Here is a 23,412-nt window from a genome sequence, read left to right on the forward strand (position 1 = left end):
GCGTATCTCTTCTGAAATATGAGCGGGGCCGCTTATACAAAGCGCTTGAAATAATCGACCGTCTTGGCAAGTCCGTCGCGGAAATGCACCGAGGGGTTCCAGCCGATCACTTCTTCGGCAAGGCGGGTGTCCGGGCGGCGTTGCGTGGGGTCGTCGGCCGGCAGCGGCTTGAACTCGATGGTCGAGCGCGAGCCGGTCAGCTCGATGACGTGGGTCGCCAGCTCGAGCATCGTCATCTCGTGAGGGTTGCCCAGGTTCATCGGCCCGGTGAATTCCTTCGGCGTGTCCATCATGGCAACGAAGCCGTCGATCAGGTCGTCGACAAAGCAGAACGAACGCGTTTGCTTGCCTTCGCCGAACACGGTGATCGGCTCGCCGCGCAGGGCCTGCATGATGAAATTCGACACCACGCGGCCATCGTTCTGGTGCATGCGCGGGCCATAGGTATTGAAGATCCGTGCAACCTTGATCTCCAGGCCGTGCTGGCGATGGTAGTCGAAGAACAGCGTTTCGGCGCAGCGCTTGCCTTCGTCGTAGCAGGAACGGATGCCGATCGGATTCACATTGCCCCAGTACGCCTCGGGCTGCGGATGCACGACCGGGTCGCCGTAGACTTCGCTGGTGGAAGCCTGGAAGATCTTGGCGCCGAGCCGCTTGGCCAGGCCGAGCATGTTGATGGCACCATGCACCGAGGTCTTGGTGGTCTGCACCGGATCGTGCTGGTAGTGCACAGGCGAGGCCGGGCAGGCCAGGTTGTAGATCTGGTCCACTTCCACGAACAGCGGGAAGGTGACATCGTGGCGCATGAACTCGAAGCGCGGATTGCCCAGCAGGTGTTCGATGTTCTGCTTGGCGCCCGTGAACAGGTTGTCGACGCACAGCACTTCGTTGCCCTGCTCGATCAGGCGATCGCAAAGGTGCGAGCCGAGAAAGCCGGCGCCGCCGGTCACCAGGATACGCTGGCGGGAATTGTAATTTCGCATGTTCAAGACTTTGTTCTAGGAGCGGCCGATACCGAAATACTCGAAGCCCTGTTTCTTCATCGAAGACGGGTCGAAAAGATTGCGGCCATCGAAAATCAGGGGGGTCTTCATTTCGCTGCGCATGGCTTCGAAATCGGGGCTGCGGAAAGCCTTCCACTCGGTGACGATCACCAGCGCATCGACGCCATCCAGGGCCGCCTCGGGCCGGTCGGCGAAATGCAGGTGCTGCAAGGCCTCCGGCTGGCCGGCCAGGTCCTGGGCCAGCACGCGGCGCGCCTCCTCGGTCGCCACGGGGTCGTGCGCGTGCACCACGGCGCCGCGCGCGAGCAGTTCCTGGATGATGACGCGGCTCGGCGCCTCGCGCATGTCGTCCGTTTCCGGCTTGAAAGCCAGGCCCCAGATGGCGAAACGCTTGCCCGCCAGATCGTTGCCGAAGCGCGCCAGGATCTTGTCGATCAGCACGCGCTTCTGGGCCTGGTTGACCTGCTCGACCGCGTCCAGCACGTGCATCGACTGGCCGAACTGCGCCGCGGTCCTTGCCAGCGCCTGCACGTCTTTCGGGAAGCACGAGCCGCCGTAGCCGATACCGGCATACAGGAAGCTATAGCCGATGCGGGGGTCGGAGCCGATACCCTGACGGACCAGTTCGATGTCCGCGCCGACGCGGTCGGCGAGGTTCGCCAGCTCGTTCATGAAGCTGATGCGCGTAGCCAGCATGGCGTTAGCCGCATATTTGGTGAACTCTGCCGAACGCACGTCCATGAAGTACATGCGCTCATGGTTCCGGTTGAAGGGCGCATACAGCGCGCGCATCATCGCCTTTGCCTTGTCGCCGGCCTCGTCGGCGGGCACGCCCACCACGATACGGTCGGGACGCATGAAGTCCTCGACGGCGGCGCCCTCCTTCAGGAATTCCGGATTGGAGACGACCGCGCAGTCGAGATGGGATGCCTGGCGCTTCGCCAGTTCTTCCGCGACCGCGGCCTTGACCTTGTCAGCGGTGCCGACCGGCACCGTGGACTTGTCGACGATCACCTTGAACGCATCCATGTGGCGGCCGATGTTGCGGGCGGCTTCGATGACGTATTGCAGGTCGGCAGAGCCGTCTTCGTCGGGAGGCGTGCCGACGGCGATGAACTGGATATCTCCATGGGCCACGCTGGCGGCCACGTCCGTCGAGAATTTCAGGCGGCCCGCTGCGCGGTTCCGGTCGATCAGGGCCTTGAGGCCCGGTTCGTAGATTGGCACCCCGCCATCGTTGAGCAAATCGATTTTCTTGGCGTCTACGTCAAGGCAAAAAACATTGTTGCCCAATTCGGCCAGGCAGGTCCCTGTCACAAGCCCGACATAGCCGGTTCCGATAATAGTAATTCTCATTTCTCAAGCCAATATTTGCTTACACAAAGCGGCGGCCGGAAAATCTGCTCCGTCGCCATGACTCCGCATTCCCGAAAAATAATCCCGCCGCCTTACCAATCTTCACATTTCTAAATACAGACATCTTCCGATGCGCAATCGGGTATTGACGGCTCATAACTCGATTGGAGCGCTGCGGCCCGGCATGCAGGAATCTGCGGCCGGGTGAGGAAGACGAGGGGAAAGGCTGCGCGAGCGGTTGCGACAGGACGCAAGACCGCGTCCTGCCTCCGTCTCTTGCCCACTTGCCCATGGCTGGCACAGGACAAAAACTCCCGGCATTTTGCCATAGTTTCAGTGCCTCGAAACGAAATGGCGGCGTGGCGCGGCGTGCCCGGCACATGGCGTGCGCCCTTGGCCAGACCATCGTTCCGGCTTCAGCGCAGCAGGCGGATACGGGGTGCCGGCTCTTCATGCAGGTGGTCCTTGATGTCGCGGTCGGGACGGAAACCCGACACGCATTCGAGCAGAATGTTCCGGATCGCCTCGCAATCGTTGCAATCGCAGGCCGCGATAAGGCTGCGCATTTCTTCGTCGAGTTTCTCGCGGCTCAGGCAGGACTCGTCCGCTTTCATGATGCGCGGATGACCGGTGCCACTGACGGCGTCGCCGATCAGCAGTTCCTCGTAAAGCTTCTCGCCAGGGCGCAGGCCGGTAAATTCAATCTCGATATCGCCGCCCGGATTGTTTTCGTCGCGCACTTGGAATCCGCTCAGGTGAATCATGCGGCGGGCCAGGTCCACGATTTTCACCGGCTGGCCCATGTCGAGCACGAATACTTCGCCGTCGCCCCCCATCGCGCCGGCCTGGATGACAAGCTGGGCGGCCTCGGGAATGGTCATGAAATAGCGGATGATGTCGGGGTGGGTGACGGTCACCGGGCCGCCGCTCGCGATCTGCGTCCGGAACAGCGGCACCACCGACCCGCTCGACCCGAGCACGTTGCCGAAACGGACGATGCTGAAGCGCGTGCGCACGTGCGGCTCCTGCGCGAAGGCCTGCAGGCACAGCTCGGCCATGCGTTTACTGGCCCCCATGACATTGGTCGGGCGCACTGCCTTGTCGGTCGAGATCAGCACGAACGCCTCGACGTTGGCACGAATCGCCGCCTCCGCCGTGACGCGCGTGCCGACGGTATTGTTCAGGATGCCCTCGGTCATGTTGAACTCGACGATCGGCACATGCTTGTACGCCGCCGCATGGTAGATCGTCTGCACGCCGTAGCGGGACATGATCCCGTACACCCGCTCGCCGTTCTGCACCGAGCCGAGCACCGGCACCAGCTCGATCGACAGCCCCTTGGCCGCCATGGTCTGCTGGAGCTCGTACTCGAGCGCGTACAGGGCAAACTCCGACTGTTCATACAGGACCAGCCGCAGCGGGTTGTTCTTGATGATCTGCCGGCAAAGCTCGGAACCGATGGAGCCGCCCGCGCCGGTCACCATGACACTCTTGCCGTCGATATTGCTCATCAACAGCTTCTTGTTGGGCGTCACCACGTCGCGCCCCAGCAATTCGTCGATCTCGACCTCGCGCACATCGTCCAGGCGCACCTCGCCGGAAACCATCTCGGCCATGCCGGGCACGGCGCGCACCTCGACAGCCAGCGGCTCGATCGCGTTCACGATCTCGATGCGCCGGCTGCGCGATGCCGACGGGATGGCAATCAGCACTTGCTGAACCGAGAACCGCTTGACCAGCGCCGGCAACTCGTCCGCCCCGTGGACCTTGATCCCGGCGATGCTCAACCCCCGCTTGGCGACGTCGTCGTCGACAAACGCCACCGGTTCGTATTCGCTGCCCACGCCCAGCGCGACGGCAAGCTGGCGGCCGGCGTCGCCAGCGCCGTAGATGATGACCTTCTGCTCGCGGTGGCCGAACGATGGCAGCATCCTGAACGCCGCCCGCACGAAAAAGCGGCTGCAGACGATATACACGATGGCAAGCAGCCAGTAGATCAGCAATGCCCCACGCGGCACGTTGGACAGATTGAGGAAAAAAATCAGCGAACCGAATATGCCGATCGAAATGGTGACCGCGGCCACGATGGTCAGGATGGCCCTGTCCTCCATATACCGCACCACGGACCGGTACAAGCCAAGCTTGATGAAGACGGGAATCGCGACGAGGGAGGTAACGAAATACAGACCGATCGGATATTGCGAGCTGACCTGCCAATGATCCGTGCGCAACCCGACCGCGGACCAGAGCGACAGCGGCAGCAGAAAGAAGTCTAGTACCAGCATCAGAAGAATCTTCTTCTGACGCGACATCTCCGAGATTTTCTTGAGCAGCATGATTGTTTTTGAATTAGTCGTCACGGCGGGCTGCCGGCGCGCACGCCGGCATGGCCACGGCGCTCGCTTCAGTCAAAGACTTCGGCATCGGCAAGGAAAGCCCCGCGGCGATCCTTCTCCGACTGAATCGGCCGCCCTTCAAGAGGCCAGGAAATACCCAACTGCGGTTCGTCCCATGCGATGGTCCGTTCATGGCTCTGGCTCCAGTATTCTGTTGTCTTATAAATCACTTCCGCCACGCTCGATAACACCAGGAATCCGTGCGCGAAACCGGGCGGAATCCACAGTTGCCGGCCATTCTCGGGCGATAACGTCATTCCCACCCATTGCCCAAAACGAGGCGACTGGCGCCGCAGATCCACCGCCACGTCGAAGATTTCCCCTGCCACGACCCGGACCAGTTTCCCTTGCGGGGGCCCGAGCTGGTAATGCAGGCCACGAATCACGTTCCTGGCCGACAGGCTGTGGTTATCTTGCACAAAAATGCCGCCAAAACCCGTTGCGTTTTCGAACGCACGCGCATTGAAGCTTTCAAAGAAATGACCACGGTCATCGGAAAACAGCTTCGGTTCAAGTACCAGCACTTCCGGCAGGGCGGTAGAGGTCGCTTTCAGGCTCATGGCTGGCTCGCCTCCGGCAATATCTGATCGAGCAGGTGATGCACGCCCAGCCGCCAGTCCGGCAAATGGATGCCGAAGATCCCGCGCAGCTTGGCGGTATCGAGGCGGGAACTGGCCAGCCGGGCCGCCAGCAACGGATATTCGCTTGCCGGAATCGCCTGCAACTGCGCGGGACCGGCCTTCAGCGCCACACCCTTGTCCACGGCATACTGCAACACCTCCCTGGCATACCCATAAGGGCTGGTCTCGCCCGCCGCGGCAAGGTGATAGACCCCTTGCGGAAATGCCTGCCGCTCGCCGAACAACCACCTCCGCGCCACGATCTGGGCCGTCACGTCGGCGATCAGGGCCGCGCCCGTAGGGGCGCCAAAGCGATCCCGGATCACGCGGATCGCGGCCTGCTCGCGGCCAAAGCGCAACATCGTTTTCGCAAAATTATTGCCATGTACGCCTGCCACCCAACTCGTGCGCAGAACAAGCGCAACCGGCCCTACGGCAGCGATGGCCTGCTCTCCTGCCAGCTTACTCCGCCCGTACACGGAAATGGGATTCACAGCATCGGTTTCCACATAGGGAACGTCCTGGCGCCCATCGAAGACACAGTCTGTCGAATAGTGCACCAGCAGGCTGCCGAGGCGTTTCGCTTCCTCGGCAAGAATGCCGACGGCGGTAGCATTGATGGCGAATGCGCCTTCCGCGTCGGTCTCGGCCCTGTCCATGCCAGTGCACGCCGCCGCATTGACGATCACATCCGGGCGGCATTCCCGCACGGCGTGGCGGATCAGATCGGCGCGCGTCAGATCGCAGGCGGCGCGGTCGAGCGCGACCACGCGCCCCAGGGAAGCCAGGGACCGCCGCAATTCGAATCCCACCTGACCGTTGCTTCCTGTTACAAGAAGCGTCGGCACATGGAATGGTTTATTGCGCACATCAGTCATTCTCGCGCCTTCCGATATGCCCCGGAGGTCACATGGGAAACCCACTGCTGATTGGCCAGATACCAACTGACAGTCTTGCGCAACCCGCTCTCGAAAGTCTCGGCGCAAGTCCAATCCAGCTCGGCCTGGAGTTTTTGCGAGTCGACGGCGTAGCGCCTGTCGTGGCCGGGACGATCGGCAACAAACGTTATCTGTTCCCGGTACGAGCCGGATGCCTTGGGCCGCAGTTCGTCCAGCAAATCGCACAGCTTCCGCACCACCTCAAGATTGGTTTTTTCGTTGCCACCGCCGACGTTGTAGGTTTCCCCGGGGCGTCCGCGGGCCAGTATCGTTCGGATGGCAGCGCAATGGTCTCCGACGTACAGCCAGTCCCGCACGTTGAGCCCATCGCCGTAGACCGGTAAGGACTCGCCTCCGAGGGCCCGCGTGATGACCAGCGGAATCAGCTTCTCGGGGAAATGGTAAGGGCCGTAGTTGTTCGAGCAATTCGTGGTCAGAACCGGCAGGCCATAGGTATGGTGATACGCCCGGACAAGATGGTCGGCGGCCGCCTTGGATGCCGAATATGGACTGTTCGGAGCGTAGGCGGTGGTTTCCGTGAAGGCAGGGTCACTTTTATTCAGTGAACCGAATACTTCGTCCGTGGACACCTGCAGGAAACGAAAAGCCTCGCGTTCCGCGACGGGCAAGCCTAGCCAGTAGGCCCGAGCGGCCTCCAGCAAGGTAAACGTGCCGACGACGTTGGTCTGAATGAATGCGCCCGGGCCTTCGATCGAGCGATCGACGTGACTTTCCGCGGCAAAGTGAACCACGGCGCGTGGCCGGTGCCTGTCGAAGAGCTGGTCCAGCGCCGCCCTGTCGCAAATGTCGGCGCGGCAGAAGATATGGCGACTATTGCCCCGCAGCGATGCCAGGGACTCTAGGTTGCCCGCATACGTCAGCTTGTCCACGTTGACGACCGCGTCCGCGCTGTCGTCGCGCAGCCAGTCAAGAACGAAATTGGCGCCGATGAAACCGGCACCACCAGTGACAAGTATGTGGGACAAGACCAGTGCTCCCTGCTATCTGATATTCGAGAACGCGGCGAGTGCCAAGTCTCCGCCTGACCCGATAGGGCGGCGTCATGTTAAGTATTTGCAGAAGTGGCGGTATTCTATCCGACAGAATCCTCCCGCTTAAGATACCCCTCCATCTTTTTGTAGCCTGTTGTAACGTATCTGTGCAGCCAAATGCCAAGCGGGCAACGACTTGGCGCAATGCTTAACCGGCCCTTATTTGTGACCCAAAATCATCATTTCGCCATCGGCGACCTCCAAGGCTGCGCCGGCTCGCTCGACGAACTGCTTTCCCGCCTGCCTCCCGACAGCGCCCTGCGCTTCGTCGGCGACCTCATCAACCGTGGTCCGGCCTCGGCGCGGACCCTCCGCACGGTGCGCGAACTCGGTGCCCGGGCCGAATCCGTCCTCGGCAACCACGACATCCATTTCCTGGCGGTGGCCGCCGGCGTGCGCAAGCGCGGGCGCAGCGATACGCTGGATGACATTCTTGGCGCGCCCGATTGCGACGAATTAATCACCTGGCTGCGCCATCGGCCGATGGCTATCCATGAAAACGGCTTCCTCCTCGTCCATGCCGGCGTGCTGCCGCAATGGAGCGCGGACCAGACCATGGAGCTGGCGCGGGAGATCGAAGCTCAGCTGCAGGGCCCCGACTGGCAATCCTTCCTCGCCGGCATCTTCGGCAACGCCGCCGACCGTTGGGACGACAATCTGCGCGGCATCGAGCGCCACCGGGTCGTCGTCAACGCGCTCACGCGCCTGCGCTTTTGCAGCGCGGATGGCGTGATGGACCTCAAGACCAAGGAGGGGCCGGGCGGCTCGCCGGCGGGTTATATGCCGTGGTTCGACGTCCCTGGCCGCCGCACCGAGGACACCACCGTGGTGTGCGGGCACTGGTCCACGCTCGGGCTGGTGATGCGGCCGAACCTGATGGCGCTGGATACCGGCTGCGTCTGGGGCGGCAAGCTGACCGCCGCGCGGCTGGCGGCGGATCCGGCCGGGCGGACGCTGGTGCAGGTCGAGTGCCCGCAGTACTGCGACCCGCTGGCCTAGCGCAGCCGGTCTATTGCGACGTAGCCGGCGCGGGCGAGCCGTCGTCCGCGAGGCCGGACAGGTCGTCGGCGGGCGCGGCCGCGCTACCGGCGCCGCTGGCGCTATTGACCCGCACCACCGCGTCCACGGCATGCTGCCGGGCTCCCTGGCTCAGGTGGCTGACCACTTCCCGCGCGGCCTCGGCCAGTTCGCGGCGGCTTGCCGACGATGCCCGCAGCGCGGGAGCGAAGCTCAGGCGCGCCGTGATCGGTCCCGCGCGCAGTACCGCGTTGAGCGTATCCATCAGGCTCAGGTCGTCGATATAGGCGGGCGCGGTGGTCGGCTGCCCGGTGGCGGCGGCGAGATAGGCCAGCCCGACCGGCTGTACCGGCAGTCCGCCGGAAATCGGCGCCTGCATCAGGTTGGCGTGAAACGGCAGCACGCTGGTGCCGTCGGTGGTGGTGCCTTCGGGGAACACGCAGACCAGGTCGCCCTGCAGCATCACGTCGGTGATGGCGTGCAGCACGCGGTGCGCGTCGCGCTTGCGGGCGCGTTCGATGAAGATGGTCCCGGTATGGCCGCACAGCCAGCCGATCACCGGCCAGTCGCGGATCTCCGACTTGGCGACGAAGCGCGGCGGGTACCAGCTGTTGATGACGTAGATGTCCAGCCAGGAGATATGGTTGGACACCACCATCGCGCCGCGCGGCGGCATTTCGCCGGGCTCCAGGCCCTGGACTTCGAGCGTGATCCCGCAGATGCGCAGCAGCCGGCGCGACCAGCGCCGGATGTGCCAGCGCCGGGACGATGCGCCCAGCCACGGGAACAGCACCGCACAGGTGACGATGCCGCGCAGCAGGTGGAGGATCAGCGCGGTCTTGCGCAGCCAGATCATGCGAGGCTCTCCGGCACCGGTTCAGTGCAGTTCGTGGACGACGTGGCCGCTCACGAGCGTGGTGCGCACGCGGCCGCGCATGTCGTAGCCGAGCCACGGCGAGTTCTTGCCCTGGCTCTTGAGCGCGCGCCGCTCGACCTTCCATTGCTGCTCGGGATCGAAGATGCAGATGTCGGCGGTGCTGCCGCTGGCCAGGGTGCCGGCCGGCAGGCCGAGCACGCGCGCGGGCTCGGAGGTGATGCGGGCGAGTGCGCTGGCGAGCGGGACCTTGTGTTGTTCGGCCCAGCGCAGCGTCAGCGGCAGCAGCAGTTCCAGCCCGGTGGCGCCGGGCGAGGCCTCGGCGAAGGGCAGCAGCTTTTCGTCGTCGTCCACGGGAGTGTGGTCGGAGCACAGGGCGTCGATGGTGCCGTCGACCAGCCCGGCGACGATGGCGTCGCGATCGCGGCCGCTGCGCAGCGGCGGCGAGAAGCGCATCTGCGAGTTGAAGTAGCCGATATCCATGTCGGTCAGCGAGACGTGATGGATATTGACGTCGCAGGTCACGGCCAGCCCTTCGCGCTTGGCCTGGCGCACCAGTTCGATGCCGGCGGCGGAGGACAGGCGGCACAGGTGCACGCGAGCGCCGGTGCTGCGCATCAGTTCGAAGATGGTGTGCAGGCGCACGGTCTCGGCGATCACCGACACGCCTGACAGGCCCAGGCGCGAGGCCACGGCGCCGCTGGCGGCCACGCCGCCGCCGAGGTACGGGTCTTCGGGGCGCAGCCACACGGTGAAGCCGAAGGTCTGCGCGTACTGCAGCGCGCGCAGCAGCACCTGGGTGTTATGGACCGGGGCTTCGGCCTGCGAGAAGCCGACGCAGCCGGCCTCGGTAAGCTGCGACATCTCGGTCAGCGTTTCGCCCTTGAGGCCGAGCGTGAGCGCGCCGAGCGGGTAGACGTGGGTCTGGTTGAGCGTGCGGGCGCGGAACTTGAGCATCTCCACCAGGCCGGGCTCGTCGAGCACGGGATCGGTGTCGGGCGGGCAGACCAGGCTGGTCACGCCGCCGGCGGTGGCGGCGGCCACTTCGGATTCGAGCGTGGCCTTGTATTCGTAGCCGGGCTCGCGCAGGCGCGCGGAGAGGTCGACCAGGCCGGGGCAGACCACCAGCCCGCTGGCGTCGATGGTCTTGTTGGCGTGGAAGTCCGCCGGCGCGCTGCCGACGCCGACGACCTTGCCGGCGGCAATGTAGAGGTCTTGCTGCGCGTCGACGTTCGCGGCCGGGTCGATCAGGCGGCCGCCTTTGATGTGGATCTTCATATCGTGTCGCTTGGCTTGTTTCGGTTGTTCTGGCTGGGCGCCCGGGGGCGGTCGCGGTCAGTCGTGGTTCCCGGCCACGATCCCCATCACGGCCATGCGCACGGCGATGCCGAAGGTCACCTGGTTGAGGATCACGGATTGCGGGCCGTCGGCCACGGCGGAGTCGATCTCCACGCCGCGGTTCATCGGGCCCGGGTGCATCACGATGGCGTCCGGCCTGGCCAGCGCCAGGCGCTCGGGCGTGAGGCCGTAGGCCTTGAAGTATTCCTGCGCGGACGGGAGCAGCGCGCCGCTCATGCGCTCGTTCTGCAGGCGCAGCATGATCACCACGTCGACGCCCTTGAGCCCTTCTTCCATGTTGTGGAACACGCGCACGCCCATCTGCTCCAGCCCGGACGGCAGCAGCGTGCGCGGGCCGATGGCGCGCACCTCGGGCACGCCCAGCGTGGTCAGCGCGTGGATGTCGGAGCGCGCCACGCGCGAGTGCAGGATGTCGCCCACGATGGCCACCGTGAGCTTGGTGAAGTCCTGCTTGTAATGGCGGATGGTGTACATGTCGAGCAGCCCCTGGGTGGGGTGCGCGTGGCGGCCGTCGCCGGCGTTGATCACGTGCACGTGCGGCGCGACGTGCTCGGCGATCAGGTACGGCGCGCCGGAGCTGGCATGGCGCACCACGAACATGTCGGCCGACATTGCCGACAGGTTGTTGATGGTGTCGAGCAGCGACTCGCCCTTGCTGGTGGACGAAGCGTTGATGTTCAGGTTGAGCACGTCGGCCGAGAGCCGCTTGGCGGCGATCTCGAAGGTGGTGCGGGTGCGCGTGGAGTTCTCGAAGAACAGGTTGAACACGCTCTTGCCGCGCAGCAAGGGCACCTTTTTCACGTCGCGGTCCGAATCGGACAGCGAGACGAACTGGCTGGCCGTGTCGAGGATGTGCGCGATCATCTCGCGCGACAGGCCTTCGATCGACAGCAGATGCTTGAGCTCGCCGTTCTTGGTCAGTTGCGGGTTGCGAAACGTCTTGATCATGGCAGTGGAAGAGAGCCGGGCGGCGGCGATTGGCTGGTCTGGAGCGGACTTGTTCGTTGCTGAGCTTGCAGGCCGGGCCCGCGTGCCGGGCAGTTGCCCGCGCGCCGGCCCGGCCTGCGGGCGGCCTCAGTTGCCGGTGGCCTCGACGGCAAAGGCGAAGCGCATGCCGGCGCCGCTGCCCTGGTGCGACAGCACCAGCGTGGTGCCGGGCGGCAGCTCGATGTGCGCGGCGACGAAATCGGCGGCGGCCGGCAGTTCGCGGCCGCCGCGGTCGGCCAGCACGGCCAGCGCCACGCGGGCCGGACGGCCGTAGTCGAACAGTTCGTTGACGGCGGCGCGGATGGTGCGGCCGGTGGCGAGCACGTCGTCGATCAGCAGGATCCTGCGGTCCTGCACGTCGAACGGCAGCGTGGTCGGCTGAGCCTGGCTGTGCAGGCCCTTCTTGGCGTAGTCGTCGCGGTGGAAGGCGACGTTGATGACCCCGTGGCCGGCCAGCTGCAGGTCGGCGGCCAGCCGCTCGGCGATCCAGGCGCCACCGGAATAAATGCCGGCCACCGACCACTGCGCGCGCTCGGCGGCAGGCAGCGCGGCCTGCACCTGGTCACGCAGCGTGCGGTAAAGCGCCTCGGCGTCTGGAGAGGGAGTCTGGGTCATAGGGGATGCTGGTCGAAGTACTGTTGCAGGATAAGTCGGGCGGCCTCGGCGTCGAGTTCGCCGGGCCGGTAGCCGGCCATCTGGGCCAGGCGCGAGGTGTAGCGTTCGTCCACCCACTCCACCGGCAGGCCGAAGCGGCCGTTGAGCTGGTTGCCGAAGCGGCGGGCGAGCCGCATCGAAGGCTGCTCGCCGCCGTCCGGATTGACCGGCATGCCCACCACGAACCGCACCGGCGCCCATTCCCTGACGAGCGCGGCCACCGCCTCGAAGCGGGCTTCCACGGTGGGGTTGGGCAGGATGACGAGGGGCCGCGCCTCGCGCGTGATGAAGTTGCCGAGCGCCACGCCGATCTTCTTCTCGCCGTAGTCGAAGGCCAGGACGGTACCGTCGGCGGGCAGCGGGCGCGGCGTGGACGCCGCTGCGCCCTCAGGCATGCCCGGCCTCGCCCGAGAGCATGGTGAAGTCGATGCCCAGCAGGCGGATGGCGGCGGCGAAGCGCTCTTCGGGCGGCACGCTGAAGATGATCTCGGGATCGGCCTGGACCGTCAGCCAGCCGTTGCGGCTGAGCTCGTCCTCAAGCTGTCCGGCGCCCCAGCCGGCATAACCCAGCGTGAGCAGGAAGCGGTGCGGGCCGCTGCCGTTGGCCACGGCTTCCAGCACGTCCTTGGAGGTGGTCATCTCGAGCCCGCCGGGCACGGCCAGCGACGAGACATAGATGCCGACCGGATCATGCAGCACGAAGCCGCGCTCGGTCTGCACCGGGCCGCCGAAGTACACGGGCTGCTGCGCCACCGGCTGGATCTCGAGCTTGAGGTCGATCTTGTCGAACAGCGTGGCCATGTCGATGTCGATAGGCCGGTTGATCACCAGGCCCAGCGCGCCGCGGTCGTTGTGCTCGCACAAATAGACGACGGAACCCGAAAAAGTCGGGTCTGCCATGCCGGGCATGGCAATCAGGAACTGATTGGTGAGGTTGATTGGGGCTTCCAGCGTCGCCATCCCTGCATTTTATCAAATCAAAGCCGTCCGTCCGGAAAAGATTCACCCATGCCGCGGTGCAGCATGGCGACGCTTTCCGGTCCCGGGTGCGCGTCGCCGCGTGCCCTATTCCTTGCGCGTGAGGGCGGCGAGGTCGTCCGGCGTCAGCCAGCGCCACTCGCCCGGCGCCAGTGCCGGCTCCAGCACCAGCCCGCCGATGGCGCTGCGGTGCAGGGCTTCGACGTGGTTGCCGGCCGCGGCCACCATGCGCTTGACCTGGTGGTACTTGCCTTCCGACAGGGTCAGGCGCAGGCTGCGCTCGCCGGTGGCCTCGCAGGCCACGGCGGCGATCGGCGCCGGCTCGTCCTCCAGCTGCACGCCGGCCACCAGCGCGCCGACCTGGGCCTGCGTGACCGGCTCGGCGGTCGTTACCTCGTAGACCTTGGGCACCTTCTTCTTGGGCGAGGTCTGGGCGTGGATGAACTGGCCGTCGTCCGACAGCAGCAGCAGGCCGGTGGTGTCCTGGTCGAGCCGGCCCACCGCCTGCACCTCGCGCTGGCGCAGCGGCACCGGCAGCAGGTTGTACACGCTGGGATGGTGGCGCGGGCGCTGCGAGCACTCGTAGCCCACCGGCTTGTTGAGCATCAGGTAGGCCTTGGTGTGGCCGATCCATTCCTCGCCGTCGACGGTCAGGCGCAGCCCGTCGATCTCGAACTGCGCGCGCGGGTCTTCGCACAGCACGCCGTCGACCTCGACCAGGCCGGCGCCGATCAGGTCGCCGCAGTAGCGGCGGGTGCCGAAGCCTTGCGATTGGAGAATGCGGTCGAGTGTGGTGGCCATGTCTTGCTTCTTGCTGTCTGGAATACTGGAGTTCTGTGAATCCGGAAAACCGGGAAATGCGTGCAACCCTGCGGGCCGCGGCGTGGCAGCCGGCGAGCCCTATGCTAGGGTAGCAGGCTTCATCCCGAGGAGTGCCGATCTTGCCTGCCCTGCCCGCCGCCGCGCGCCAGCCCTACCGGATCGACCGCCGGTTCGAACGCGGCCTGGTCTGGTTCCGGCGCGACCTGCGCGCCGACGATCACGCGGCGCTGCATTATGCCCTCAAGCACTGCCGCCAGGTGTGGTGCGTGTTCGTGTTCGACCGCGACATCCTCGCTGCCCTGCTGGCGCGCGGCCCGGCCGCCGACCGCCGCGTCGAGTTCATCCTCGCCTCGCTGGCCCCGCTGGACGCCGCCCTGAAGGCAGCGGGCGGCGGCCTGATCGTGCTCGATGCCGCGGCGCGCGCGGCCATCCCCGCGCTGGCCGCCGAGCTGGGCGCCGAGGCGGTCTTCGCCAACCACGACTACGAACCCGCCGCGCACGCACGCGACGCCCATGTCAGGCAGGCGCTGGCGGACGCCTCCCGCGTCTTCTTCACCTTCAAGGACCAGGTGATCTTCGAGCGCGACGAGATCCTGACCGGCCAGGGCACGCCGTTCTCGGTGTTCACGCCGTACAAGAACGCCTGGCTCAAGGCGCTGCTGCCGTTCGACCTGCGGCCCTACCCGGTCGAGCCCTACCTCCCGGCGCTCGCCCCGGTCCCCAAGGCCCATGCGCGGGCGCTGCCCACGCTGCAGGCGCTCGGCTTCGCGCCGTCCAACCTGGCCGAAATCGCCATGCCGGCGGGCAGCGCCGGCGCCCACGCGCTGCTCGACGACTTCAGCGCGCGCATGGGCGACTACGCCCGGCGGCGCGACTACCCCGCCCTGCGCGGCCCGAGCTACCTCTCGGTGCACCTGCGCTTCGGCACGCTGTCGATCCGCACGCTGGCGCGCGCGGCCCACGAAGCCGTGCTGCGCGGCGGCGCCGACAGCGCGGGCGCCGCGACCTGGCTGTCGGAGCTGATCTGGCGCGATTTCTATTTCATGATCCTGCACCACCATCCGCGCGTGGCCGCCGGGCACGCCTTCCACCCGGCCTACGACGCCATCCGCTGGACGGACGGCGCCACCGGCGAGCGCTATTTCCAGGCCTGGCGCGACGCCCGCACCGGCTATCCGCTGGTGGACGCGGCCATGCTGCAGATCAGGCAAAGCGGCTATATGCACAACCGGCTGCGCATGGTGGCGGCCAGTTTCCTGGTCAAGGACCTCGGCGTGGACTGGCGGCGCGGCGAGCAGTACTTCGCCGGGCAGCTCAACGATTTCGACCTGGCCGCCAACAACGGCGGCTGGCAGTGGGCGGCCTCGACCGGCTGCGACGCCCAGCCCTACTTCCGCATCTTCAACCCGGTCACGCAGTCGGAGAAGTTCGATCCGCAGGGGCGCTTTATCCGCAAGTACCTGCCCCAGCTGGCGCGGCTGCCGGACAAGTACGTCCACGCGCCGTGGACCGCGCCGGACGACGTGCTGGCGGCGGCCGGCGTGAAGCTGGGGGAGAACTATCCGCGCCCGCTCGTGCAGCACGACGTGGCGCGCAAGGAGACGCTGGCGCGTTATGCGGTGGTAAAGGAGAAGCACCCGGAGAAACGCCCACCGGAGGCGCCGGAGGGCGAGGAAGGGGCATGACGGCCTGGCCGCCCGGCCCCGCCGCTAGGCCGACAGCATGGCGCTTTCGCGATAGTGCTTCTGCGCTTCCTCGGGCCGCTCGGTTTCCTCGTACAGCCGGCCCAGCGCCAGGTGCGCGCGCACCCGCAGCCGGCGCTGCGATTCGTCGTCGGCATACCTGAGCGCGCGCTCGAAGCTCGACTGGGCCTTGCCCCACAGTTTCTCGCCCAGGCACAGCATGCCCAGCGCGAAATACAGGTCGGCGTCGACCGGATGCTGCGCCAGCCATTTCTCGGCCTGCTGGATCTGCGGCAGCGCGTGTCCCGGCTCGGCGCATTCGGCATAGCGCAGCACCAGCCGGCTGTCCCAGTTCACCTTGAGCGCGTCTTCCACGATCTTGCGCGCTTCGTCCTGGCGGCCGAGCGCGGCGAAGTAGCGCGCGGCGGGCTCGGCGATGCGGGCGGCGCGGCGCTCGTCGGCGGACAGCGAGCGCCACAGGTCCTGCAGCGCCTCGCCGTCGTGGCGGCGCTCTTCCAGCAGCGCTTCGCAGGCCAGTTGCTTGAGGCGCAGCGCCAGCACGGGGTGCAGGGCATTGCGCTTTTCCAGCGAGCGCGCCAGGCGCAGCACCTCGGACCAGTTCTTCAGGTGCTGGTGCGCGCGCAGCGCGATGCGCTGCACGTGGATCTGGCGGGCGCCCTGCGACTGCAGTTGCGCGATGGTTTCCAGCGCGCCTTCGGCATCGCGCGCGTCGACCAGCAGCTCGGCCATCGACACCAGCCGCGCCTGTTCGCGCTCGGGGTCGGTGACCTGCGTCATCCAGGCGTCGCGCCGCTCCATTTCCTGCATGCGGTGCGCGGCGCGCGCGCCGATCAGCGCCGCGGTCTGGGCCTGCTCGGGCCAGGCCTGGGCTTCGCGCGCGGTGCGCTCGGCGCGGGCGAAGCGGCCGGCGAACAGGTTCTCGATCGACTCGCGCAGCGCGGCCTGCGCGCGGTTCATGCGGCTGCGCTCGCGGTAGGCGGCCGCGCGGCCCGGCATCTCTGACAGGTGCCGCACCGTGGTGAGGATGGTCCAGACCACGAAGAACGCCAGCAGCAGCAAGGCCAGCGCCAGGTTGAGCGACAGTTCGACCCGGTACGGCGGGTAGAACAGCACCACGTTGCTTTGGTTGAATTGCGTAAACAGCGCCAGCCCGACCGCGCCGCCAAAAAGGATCGCCACCCAGAACAGAAGCCGCATGCGCTACTCCTTCTTGAGCGCCTGCAGCGCGCCGAGGCTGTCCGCCATGGTCGGCAGCTGGACCGACACGGCGCCGGCCTGCGCCTGCTTAAGCAGTGTCAGCGTCGCCTGCACGCGGCGCGACTTGGTATCGAAGTAGCGGCCGATCATGGCCTGCGCGGCGGCCAGGTCGTTGCGGAACACCGGCTCGTTGCGCGACAGCAGCGCCAGGCGCGCGTTGAGCAGGCGCAGCTTGACGTTCTCGCGCAGGAACCAGCCCTGGTCGCCGGTCAGCAGCAGCGCCTGGGCGTCGTCCACGCGGCGGATGCGGATGACCTGCGTCAGCTCGTCGCGCACGCTGTCCCACAGCCCGCCGAACCAGTTGCCGATGGCCTTGCCCGCCGATACCGCGGCGGCCTCGGTGCGCGCGCCGCTCCTGGCGCCGGCGCCTTTCTCCGCCCGGGCCTCGGGCCTGGCCTCGGCCTTGCGCGCGTCGGCCTCGCTGCGCTCGAGCATGCGCTCGCTGGACAGCAGCGGCAGCGTGTCGATCTGGTTGATGGCTTCGTCGAGCTTGATGGCCGCGCCGGTCAGGTCGGTGTCAGGCACCGCCTTCATGCGCGCGACGTCGCGCGCGATGGCCCGGCGCAGCAGGTTGTACTGCGGCTTGTCGGTGCGCGCCAGGCGGGTGTCGGCGCTTTGCAGCGCGGCCAGCGCCACCTGCACGTTGCCGGTCAGCTGGAGCTGCTGGCCGGCGTTGGTCAGCAGTTGCTGGATCTCGGCGATCTCCCAGTCGTCGCGGTTGCGCATCAGGTCCTGGTAGACCTGTTCCAGCGCGGACTGCTTGTCGCGCGCCTCGCCGAGCTGGCCGTCGAGCGCGCCGACCTTGGCCTGCAACTCCTTGACGGTGTCCTGCGCATTGCGCGACAGCACGCGCGTTTCCTGCACCAGCGCGTCATTGCTCTGCTGGCGCCGCGCGAGCTCCTGCGTGAGGTGCTCGACGCGGTTCTGCAGCCACCAGAAGCCGCCGCCGATGGCAAGGAGCAGCAGGACCAGCAGCGGCCACCACGGACTGACGCGCGCCGCGCCGCGGGCGGGCTGCGCCGCGGGCGGCGGGCTGGTGGCGGGAGGAGCGGTAGCGGTATGTTCTTGCGTCACGCGATCGGCCTTCGTTGACGTGGTTGACGTGGTTGACGGTATGACGGCAGCGGGGCCGTCCGGCTCGCCCCGGGGCGGGGCCGGCGCCATGGGCACCACGGGCGCCACGGGCGCGGCGGCGGGCAGCACCGGCATCGGCGCCGGCGGGCCGGCATGGGCCTGGGCCCACTGGCGGCACGCGGCAAGCAGGCCTTCGTCCCCCGGCGCGGCGCGCAGCACATGGACAAAGCCCAGCTCGGCGGCCTGCTCGGCGATTCTCGCATGGGGCGCGATGCACTGCACCTGGCGCAGGCCCGCCAGCTCCTGGGGGCTGAGCGCCTCGCGGGCCATGCCGTCGAGATTGCGCACGGCCTCGGAGCTGGTCAGCAGCCAGGCCTGCGGCGGCGCGCCCGGCTTCAGGCCATCGCGCACGGCTTGCCACTGCATGCTGCCGGGCGCGGGCACGGAGCGCTGGTAGGCCTCGACGGCGCGCACCTCGGCGCCGGCGCCGCGCAGGCGCTCGGCCAGCCAGTCGCGCCCGCCGTTGCCGCGGATGATCAGCACCGGGCGCCCGGCCAGCGCCGCGGCGCCGAGCTGGCTTTCGATCTGCTGCCACAGGGACTCGGAGTCGAAGCGGGTGTCGCCGTTGTCGACACCGTTGTCGGCACCGTTGTCGGTGCTGTTGTCAGCGCCGTCGCCGTTGTCGTTGCCGGCGTTGCCCGCCTCCTGCGCCTGGCTGCCCGCGGGCGCGATCACGCGGTAGCCGGGCGCGGCGATGCCGCGTTCGGCCAGCGCGGCCACGCTGGCCGGGCCGACCACCGCGAGCGGCACGGTGTCAGGCCAGCGCGCCGCGGGCTTGTCCTGCACCTGGGCCAGCGCGTCGAGCGCGAAGGCCACGGCATTGGGGCTGACGAACACCACCAGCGCGAAGTCCGCCAGTTGCGCCAGCGCGGCGCGCAGCGGGCCCTCGTCGGCCGCAGGGCCGATCGCCAGCAGGGGAAAGCCGAGCACGTCCAGGCCGGCTGCCGAGAGCGCCTCGGTCAGTTGCCGGGACTGCCCGGCGGGTCGTGTCACAACGACGGTCGGGCGGGGCATGTGCCGGCCTCAGGCAGGAGCTTGCGGCGAAGCCGGGTCCGCCAGCGCGGCCAGGATGCCGTCGGCGCCCTGGCCGAGCAAGTCCCGTGCGACCGCATTGCCGAGCGCCTCGGCGCGGGCCACCGCGTCCTCGCCTTCGACCACCGCCGAGGCACTGGCCCGCACGCTGCGGCTGCCGTCGGGCATGGCCACGAAGGCATCGATATGCAGCTGCGCGCCGTCCCAGCGCGCGTGCGCGGCCAGCGGCACCTGGCAGGAGCCGCCCAGCAGGCGCGCCACGACGCGCTCGGCGGTCACCGCCAGCGCGCTCGGCGCGTGGTTGAGCGGGGCGAGCCAGGCGGCCAGCTCGGGGCGGCCGGCGGGGATCTCGATGCCCAGCGCGCCCTGGCCGGCGGCCGGCAGCGAGCTGACCGGGTCGAGCACGGCGCGGATGCGGCCGGCCAGGCCCAGGCGCTTGAGCCCGGCCGCGGCCAGGATGATGGCGGCGTAGTCGCCGCGGTCCAGCTTGCCCAGGCGCGTGTCGAGGTTGCCGCGCAGCGGGCGGATTTCCAGGTGCGGGTAGCGCGCGCGCAGCGCGGCCTCGCGGCGCAGGCTGGAAGTGCCCACCACGGTGCCGGCGGGCATCTCGCCGAGCGAGCCGAAGCGCGCCGAGACCAGCGCGTCGTGCGGATCCTCGCGCTCCATGACGGCGGCCAGCGCAAACCCGGCGGGTAGCTCCATCGGCACATCCTTGAGCGAGTGCACGGCGAGGTCGGCGCGGCCTTCGGCCATCGCGATCTCCAGCTCCTTGACGAAGAGCCCCTTGCCGCCGACTTTCGACAGCGTACGGTCTAGAATCTGGTCTCCGCGGGTCGTCATGCCCAGGATGGACACATCGCACGCGGGATAGTATTGTTGCAACGCAGCACGCACATGCTCGGCCTGCCACATCGCCAGACGGCTTTCGCGGGAGGCGATGACAAGCTTGCGCGGCGCGGCGCCGGAAGGGGACTGGGAGACGGATGCTTGCATCCGCGCATGTTAGCACGCACCCCAAGCCGCTCCAGGCCACGAATAAGAGATACGAGACAACAGGAGATTGCATGACGCAGCAAGCTGCGCGCCCTGCCGGCCGGCGCAAGCCCACCGCCAGCCGGGCCGACGCCCCCGATGCCGCCACGGCCCTGGCCGCGGCTCCCGCAAGCCCCCCCGCCACCCCGCCCGCCCCCCGCGCCAGACCCGCCAAGGCCGCCAAGAGCACCAGGAATGTCGCCAGGAGCCGTCCGGCCGCACCCGCGCCCGCCGCCGGCACCCCGGCGCGGCGCGCCAGCGACAAAGACCTGCCGCTGCGCGAAGACATCCGCTTCCTCGGCCGCCTGCTGGGCGACTGCGTGCGCGAGCAGGAAGGCGAACCGGCCTTCGAGCTGGTCGAGACCATCCGCCAGACCGCGGTGCGCTTTCGCCGCGAGAACGACCGCGCCGCCGGCGCCGAGCTCGACCGCCTGCTCAAGCGCCTGTCGCGCGACCAGACCAACTGGGTGGTGCGCGCCTTCAGCTACTTCTCGCACCTGGCCAATATCGCCGAGGACCAGCACCACAACCGCCGCCGCCGCGTGCACGCGCTGGCCGGCTCCCCGGCCCAGCCCGGCAGCCTGGCGCACGCGCTGCAGGCCATCGACGCCGCCGGCGTGTCGGGCAAGACCCTGCGCGAGTTCTTCGACGAAGCGCTGATCGTGCCGGTGCTCACCGCCCACCCGACCGAGGTGCAGCGCAAGAGCATCCTGGATGCCGAGCGTGAGATCGCCCGCCTGCTGGCCGAGCGCGACCTGCCCATGACCGCGCGCGAGCGCGACCAGAACACCGCCCTGCTGCGCGCGCGCGTCACCACGCTGTGGCAGACCCGCATGCTGCGCAACACCCGCCTGATGGTGGTGGACGAGATCGAGAACGCGCTCTCTTATTACCGCACCTGCTTCCTGCGCGGCATCCCGCAACTGATGAGCGAGCTGGAGGAGGACATCGCCGCGGTGTTCCCCGCCTCGCGCCGCCACAAGGGCGCGGCGGCCGCGGCCGGTCCCGCGCGGCTCGCGCCCTTCTTCCAGATGGGCTCGTGGATCGGCGGCGACCGCGACGGCAACCCGAACGTCACCGCGGCCACGCTGGAGCAGGCCGCGGGCAAGCAGTCCTCGCTGATCCTGGAGTGGTACCTGGACGAGGTGCACGCGCTCGGCGCCGAGCTGTCGATGTCCAGCCTGATGGTGGAAGCCAGCCCCGAACTGCTGGCGCTGGCCGACGCCTCGCCCGACCACTCCGACCATCGCGCCGACGAGCCCTACCGCCGCGCGCTGATCGGCATCTACGCGCGCCTGGCGGCCACCTGCCTGGCCGTCAACGGCCAGGCCGCGCCGCGCCACCCGGTGGCCGACGCCGCCCCGTACGCCGATGCGCAGTCGTTCGCCGCCGACGTGCAGGTGGTGATCGACTCGCTGCGCGCCCACCACGGCGCGGCGCTCGCGCGCGCGCGCATCGACGCGCTGGCCAAGGCCATCGCCGTGTTCGGCTTCCACCTCGCGTCGATCGACATGCGCCAGGTGTCCGACGTGCACGAAGCCGTGATCGCCGAGCTGTTCGCCGCCGCCGGCGTGGAGGCCGACTACGCCGGCCTGCCCGAGGCGCGCAAGCTGGAGCTGCTGCTGGCCGAGCTGCGCCAGCCGCGCCTGCTGACGCTGCCCTGGCATACCTACTCCGAGCAGACCCGCAGCGAGCTGGCCATCCTGGACACAGCGCGCCAGCTGCGCGCGCGCTACGGCGCGCGGGTGGCGCGCAACTACATCATCTCGCACACCGAGACGCTGTCAGACCTGGTCGAGGTGATGCTGCTGCAGAAGGAAGCCGGCATGCTGCGCGGCGCGCTGGGCAGCAAGGCCGACCCGGCCCGCATGGAACTGATGGTGATCCCGCTGTTCGAGACCATCGAGGACCTGCGCAACGCCGCCGGCATCATGCAGTCGCTGCTGGAGCTGCCGGGCTTCGCCTCGGTGATCGCCGGCCACGGCGGCGAGCAGGAAGTGATGCTGGGCTATTCGGACTCCAACAAGGACGGCGGCTTCCTGACGTCGAACTGGGAACTCTACAAGGCCGAGCTGGCGCTGGTGCAACTGTTCGAGCAGCGCCGCGTGAAGCTGCGCCTGTTCCACGGCCGCGGCGGCACGGTCGGGCGCGGCGGCGGCCCGACCTACCAGGCCATCCTGTCGCAGCCGCCGGGCACGGTCAACGGGCAGATCCGGCTGACCGAGCAGGGCGAGATCATCAACAGCAAGTTCGCCAACGCCGAGATCGGCCGGCGCAACCTGGAAACGGTGATCGCCGCCACGCTGGAAGCCTCGCTGCTGCCCACGCAGAACGCGCCGAAGGAGCTGGCCGCGTTCGAGGCGATGATGCAGCAGCTCTCGGACCGCGCCTTCGCGTCCTACCGCGACCTGGTCTACGACACGCCGGGCTTCAAGGACTACTTCTTCGCCACCACGCCGATCACCGAGATCGCCGACCTGAACCTGGGCTCGCGCCCCGCCTCGCGCAAGCTGATGGACAAGAAGCACCGCCGCATCGAAGACCTGCGGGCGATCCCGTGGGGCTTCTCGTGGGGCCAGTGCCGGCTGCTGCTGCCGGGCTGGTACGGCTTCGGCAGCGCGGTCAAGGCGGTGCTGGACGCGGCGCCGGACGACAAGGCGCGCAAGGCCGTGCAGGCCACGCTGCGGCGCATGGTCAAGTCCTGGCCGTTCTTCTCCACGCTGCTGTCCAACATGGACATGGTGCTGGCCAAGACCGACCTCGCGGTAGCCTCGCGCTACGCGGCGCTGTGCGAGGACGCGGCGCTGCGCAAGACCGTGTTCGCGCGCATCAGCGCCGAGTGGCACCTGACCTGCGACATGCTGGCGCTGATCACCGGGCGCCAGGAACGCCTGGCCGACAACCCGCTGCTGGCGCGCTCGATCAAGAACCGCTTCGCCTACCTCGACCCGCTCAATCACTTGCAGGTGGAGCTGCTCAAGCGCTACCGCTCGGGCAAGGACGGCGACGACATCCGCGTGCGCCGCGGCATCCACCTCACCATCAACGGGGTGGCGGCGGGCCTGCGCAACAGCGGCTGAGCCAGCCCCGGGGGCTCGCGCGGGGAACCGCCGCGGCCCCGGGGACGCCGGCATTGTGCCGCGAGCATCACCCGCAGCGGCAGCCGGCGCGGCGACGCTGCGGGCCGGACGGCGCGG

At 67.9% G+C, this 23,412-nt stretch carries 19 protein-coding genes; 3 read left to right on the forward strand and 16 right to left on the reverse strand.

Annotated elements, in window-relative coordinates; all coding sequences use genetic code 11:
- Window positions 1-32: 32 nt before the first annotated feature.
- The 6 genes from ACKI2N_RS14810 to rfbB form a co-directional block, all read right to left on the reverse strand.
- Window positions 33-983 (reverse strand): UDP-glucuronic acid decarboxylase family protein, encoded by a 951-nt coding sequence (locus ACKI2N_RS14810; protein ID WP_420993407.1) that lies wholly within the window; start codon window positions 981-983, stop codon window positions 33-35.
- Between the two features lie 15 nt (window positions 984-998).
- A complete protein-coding gene (locus tag ACKI2N_RS14815) occupies window positions 999-2,360 on the reverse strand; it encodes a UDP-glucose dehydrogenase family protein (protein ID WP_420993408.1) in 1,362 nt (453 codons plus the stop codon).
- 416 nt (window positions 2,361-2,776) lie between these two features.
- Window positions 2,777-4,696: a polysaccharide biosynthesis protein gene (locus ACKI2N_RS14820; protein ID WP_420993409.1), complete on the reverse strand. Its 1,920-nt coding sequence runs from the start codon at window positions 4,694-4,696 to the stop codon at window positions 2,777-2,779.
- 68 nt (window positions 4,697-4,764) lie between these two features.
- On the reverse strand, window positions 4,765-5,316 hold the full coding sequence (gene rfbC, locus ACKI2N_RS14825; RefSeq protein WP_420993410.1) for a dTDP-4-dehydrorhamnose 3,5-epimerase: 552 nt from the start codon (window positions 5,314-5,316) through the stop codon (window positions 4,765-4,767).
- Window positions 5,313-6,245: a dTDP-4-dehydrorhamnose reductase gene (rfbD, locus tag ACKI2N_RS14830; protein ID WP_420993471.1), complete on the reverse strand. Its 933-nt coding sequence runs from the start codon at window positions 6,243-6,245 to the stop codon at window positions 5,313-5,315. Before rfbD ends, rfbC begins: the two co-directional genes overlap by 4 nt.
- A gap of 5 nt (window positions 6,246-6,250) precedes the next feature.
- Window positions 6,251-7,300: a dTDP-glucose 4,6-dehydratase gene (rfbB, locus tag ACKI2N_RS14835; protein ID WP_420993411.1), complete on the reverse strand. Its 1,050-nt coding sequence runs from the start codon at window positions 7,298-7,300 to the stop codon at window positions 6,251-6,253.
- A 210-nt stretch (window positions 7,301-7,510) separates the two neighbouring features.
- Here rfbB and ACKI2N_RS14840 point away from each other — a divergent pair, with 210 nt between their 5' ends.
- Window positions 7,511-8,365, forward strand: coding sequence for a symmetrical bis(5'-nucleosyl)-tetraphosphatase (locus ACKI2N_RS14840; RefSeq protein WP_420993412.1), 855 nt, complete (start codon window positions 7,511-7,513; stop codon window positions 8,363-8,365).
- Between the two features lie 10 nt (window positions 8,366-8,375).
- Here ACKI2N_RS14840 and ACKI2N_RS14845 read toward each other — a convergent pair whose 3' ends face one another.
- The 7 genes from ACKI2N_RS14845 to ACKI2N_RS14875 form a co-directional block, all read right to left on the reverse strand.
- On the reverse strand, window positions 8,376-9,239 hold the full coding sequence (locus ACKI2N_RS14845) for a lysophospholipid acyltransferase family protein (protein WP_420993413.1): 864 nt from the start codon (window positions 9,237-9,239) through the stop codon (window positions 8,376-8,378).
- 21 nt (window positions 9,240-9,260) lie between these two features.
- Window positions 9,261-10,535: a dihydroorotase gene (locus ACKI2N_RS14850; protein ID WP_420993414.1), complete on the reverse strand. Its 1,275-nt coding sequence runs from the start codon at window positions 10,533-10,535 to the stop codon at window positions 9,261-9,263.
- Between the two features lie 57 nt (window positions 10,536-10,592).
- Window positions 10,593-11,564: an aspartate carbamoyltransferase catalytic subunit gene (locus ACKI2N_RS14855; RefSeq protein WP_020206189.1), complete on the reverse strand. Its 972-nt coding sequence runs from the start codon at window positions 11,562-11,564 to the stop codon at window positions 10,593-10,595.
- A 126-nt stretch (window positions 11,565-11,690) separates the two neighbouring features.
- Entirely contained in the window at window positions 11,691-12,218 is a 528-nt protein-coding gene (pyrR, locus tag ACKI2N_RS14860; protein WP_420993415.1) for a bifunctional pyr operon transcriptional regulator/uracil phosphoribosyltransferase PyrR, read from the reverse strand.
- Window positions 12,215-12,652, reverse strand: coding sequence for a Holliday junction resolvase RuvX (gene ruvX / locus ACKI2N_RS14865; protein ID WP_420993416.1), 438 nt, complete (start codon window positions 12,650-12,652; stop codon window positions 12,215-12,217). The genes pyrR and ruvX overlap by 4 nt, the downstream gene beginning before the upstream one ends.
- Entirely contained in the window at window positions 12,645-13,217 is a 573-nt protein-coding gene (locus ACKI2N_RS14870) for a YqgE/AlgH family protein (RefSeq protein ID WP_020206186.1), read from the reverse strand. Before ACKI2N_RS14870 ends, ruvX begins: the two co-directional genes overlap by 8 nt.
- A 105-nt stretch (window positions 13,218-13,322) precedes the next feature.
- Window positions 13,323-14,036 (reverse strand): 16S rRNA pseudouridine(516) synthase, encoded by a 714-nt coding sequence (locus ACKI2N_RS14875; protein ID WP_420993417.1) that lies wholly within the window; start codon window positions 14,034-14,036, stop codon window positions 13,323-13,325.
- Window positions 14,037-14,176: 140 nt separating this feature from the next.
- On the opposite strand from ACKI2N_RS14875, the gene ACKI2N_RS14880 reads away from it, so the two are divergent.
- Window positions 14,177-15,742: a cryptochrome/photolyase family protein gene (locus tag ACKI2N_RS14880; RefSeq protein WP_420993418.1), complete on the forward strand. Its 1,566-nt coding sequence runs from the start codon at window positions 14,177-14,179 to the stop codon at window positions 15,740-15,742.
- Window positions 15,743-15,766: 24 nt separating this feature from the next.
- Here ACKI2N_RS14880 and ACKI2N_RS14885 read toward each other — a convergent pair whose 3' ends face one another.
- Genes ACKI2N_RS14885 through hemC form a run of 3 tightly spaced genes read right to left on the reverse strand, consistent with a single transcriptional unit; the run spans window position 15,767 to window position 20,176 of the window.
- Window positions 15,767-16,957 (reverse strand): heme biosynthesis protein HemY, encoded by a 1,191-nt coding sequence (locus ACKI2N_RS14885; RefSeq protein WP_420993419.1) that lies wholly within the window; start codon window positions 16,955-16,957, stop codon window positions 15,767-15,769.
- Window positions 16,958-16,960: 3 nt separating this feature from the next.
- The gene (gene hemDX, locus ACKI2N_RS14890) at window positions 16,961-19,165 is read right to left on the reverse strand and encodes a fused uroporphyrinogen-III synthase HemD/membrane protein HemX (RefSeq protein WP_420993420.1); all 2,205 of its coding nucleotides are present in this window, start codon (window positions 19,163-19,165) and stop codon (window positions 16,961-16,963) included.
- Between the two features lie 9 nt (window positions 19,166-19,174).
- Window positions 19,175-20,176 (reverse strand): hydroxymethylbilane synthase, encoded by a 1,002-nt coding sequence (gene hemC, locus ACKI2N_RS14895; RefSeq protein ID WP_420993421.1) that lies wholly within the window; start codon window positions 20,174-20,176, stop codon window positions 19,175-19,177.
- Between the two features lie 71 nt (window positions 20,177-20,247).
- On the opposite strand from hemC, the gene ppc reads away from it, so the two are divergent.
- The gene (ppc, locus tag ACKI2N_RS14900; protein WP_420993422.1) at window positions 20,248-23,295 is read left to right on the forward strand and encodes a phosphoenolpyruvate carboxylase; all 3,048 of its coding nucleotides are present in this window, start codon (window positions 20,248-20,250) and stop codon (window positions 23,293-23,295) included.
- Window positions 23,296-23,412 lie beyond the last annotated feature (117 nt).

The sequence above is a fragment of the Cupriavidus sp. 30B13 genome (assembly GCF_049059565.2).
Taxonomy (GTDB): domain Bacteria; phylum Pseudomonadota; class Gammaproteobacteria; order Burkholderiales; family Burkholderiaceae; genus Cupriavidus.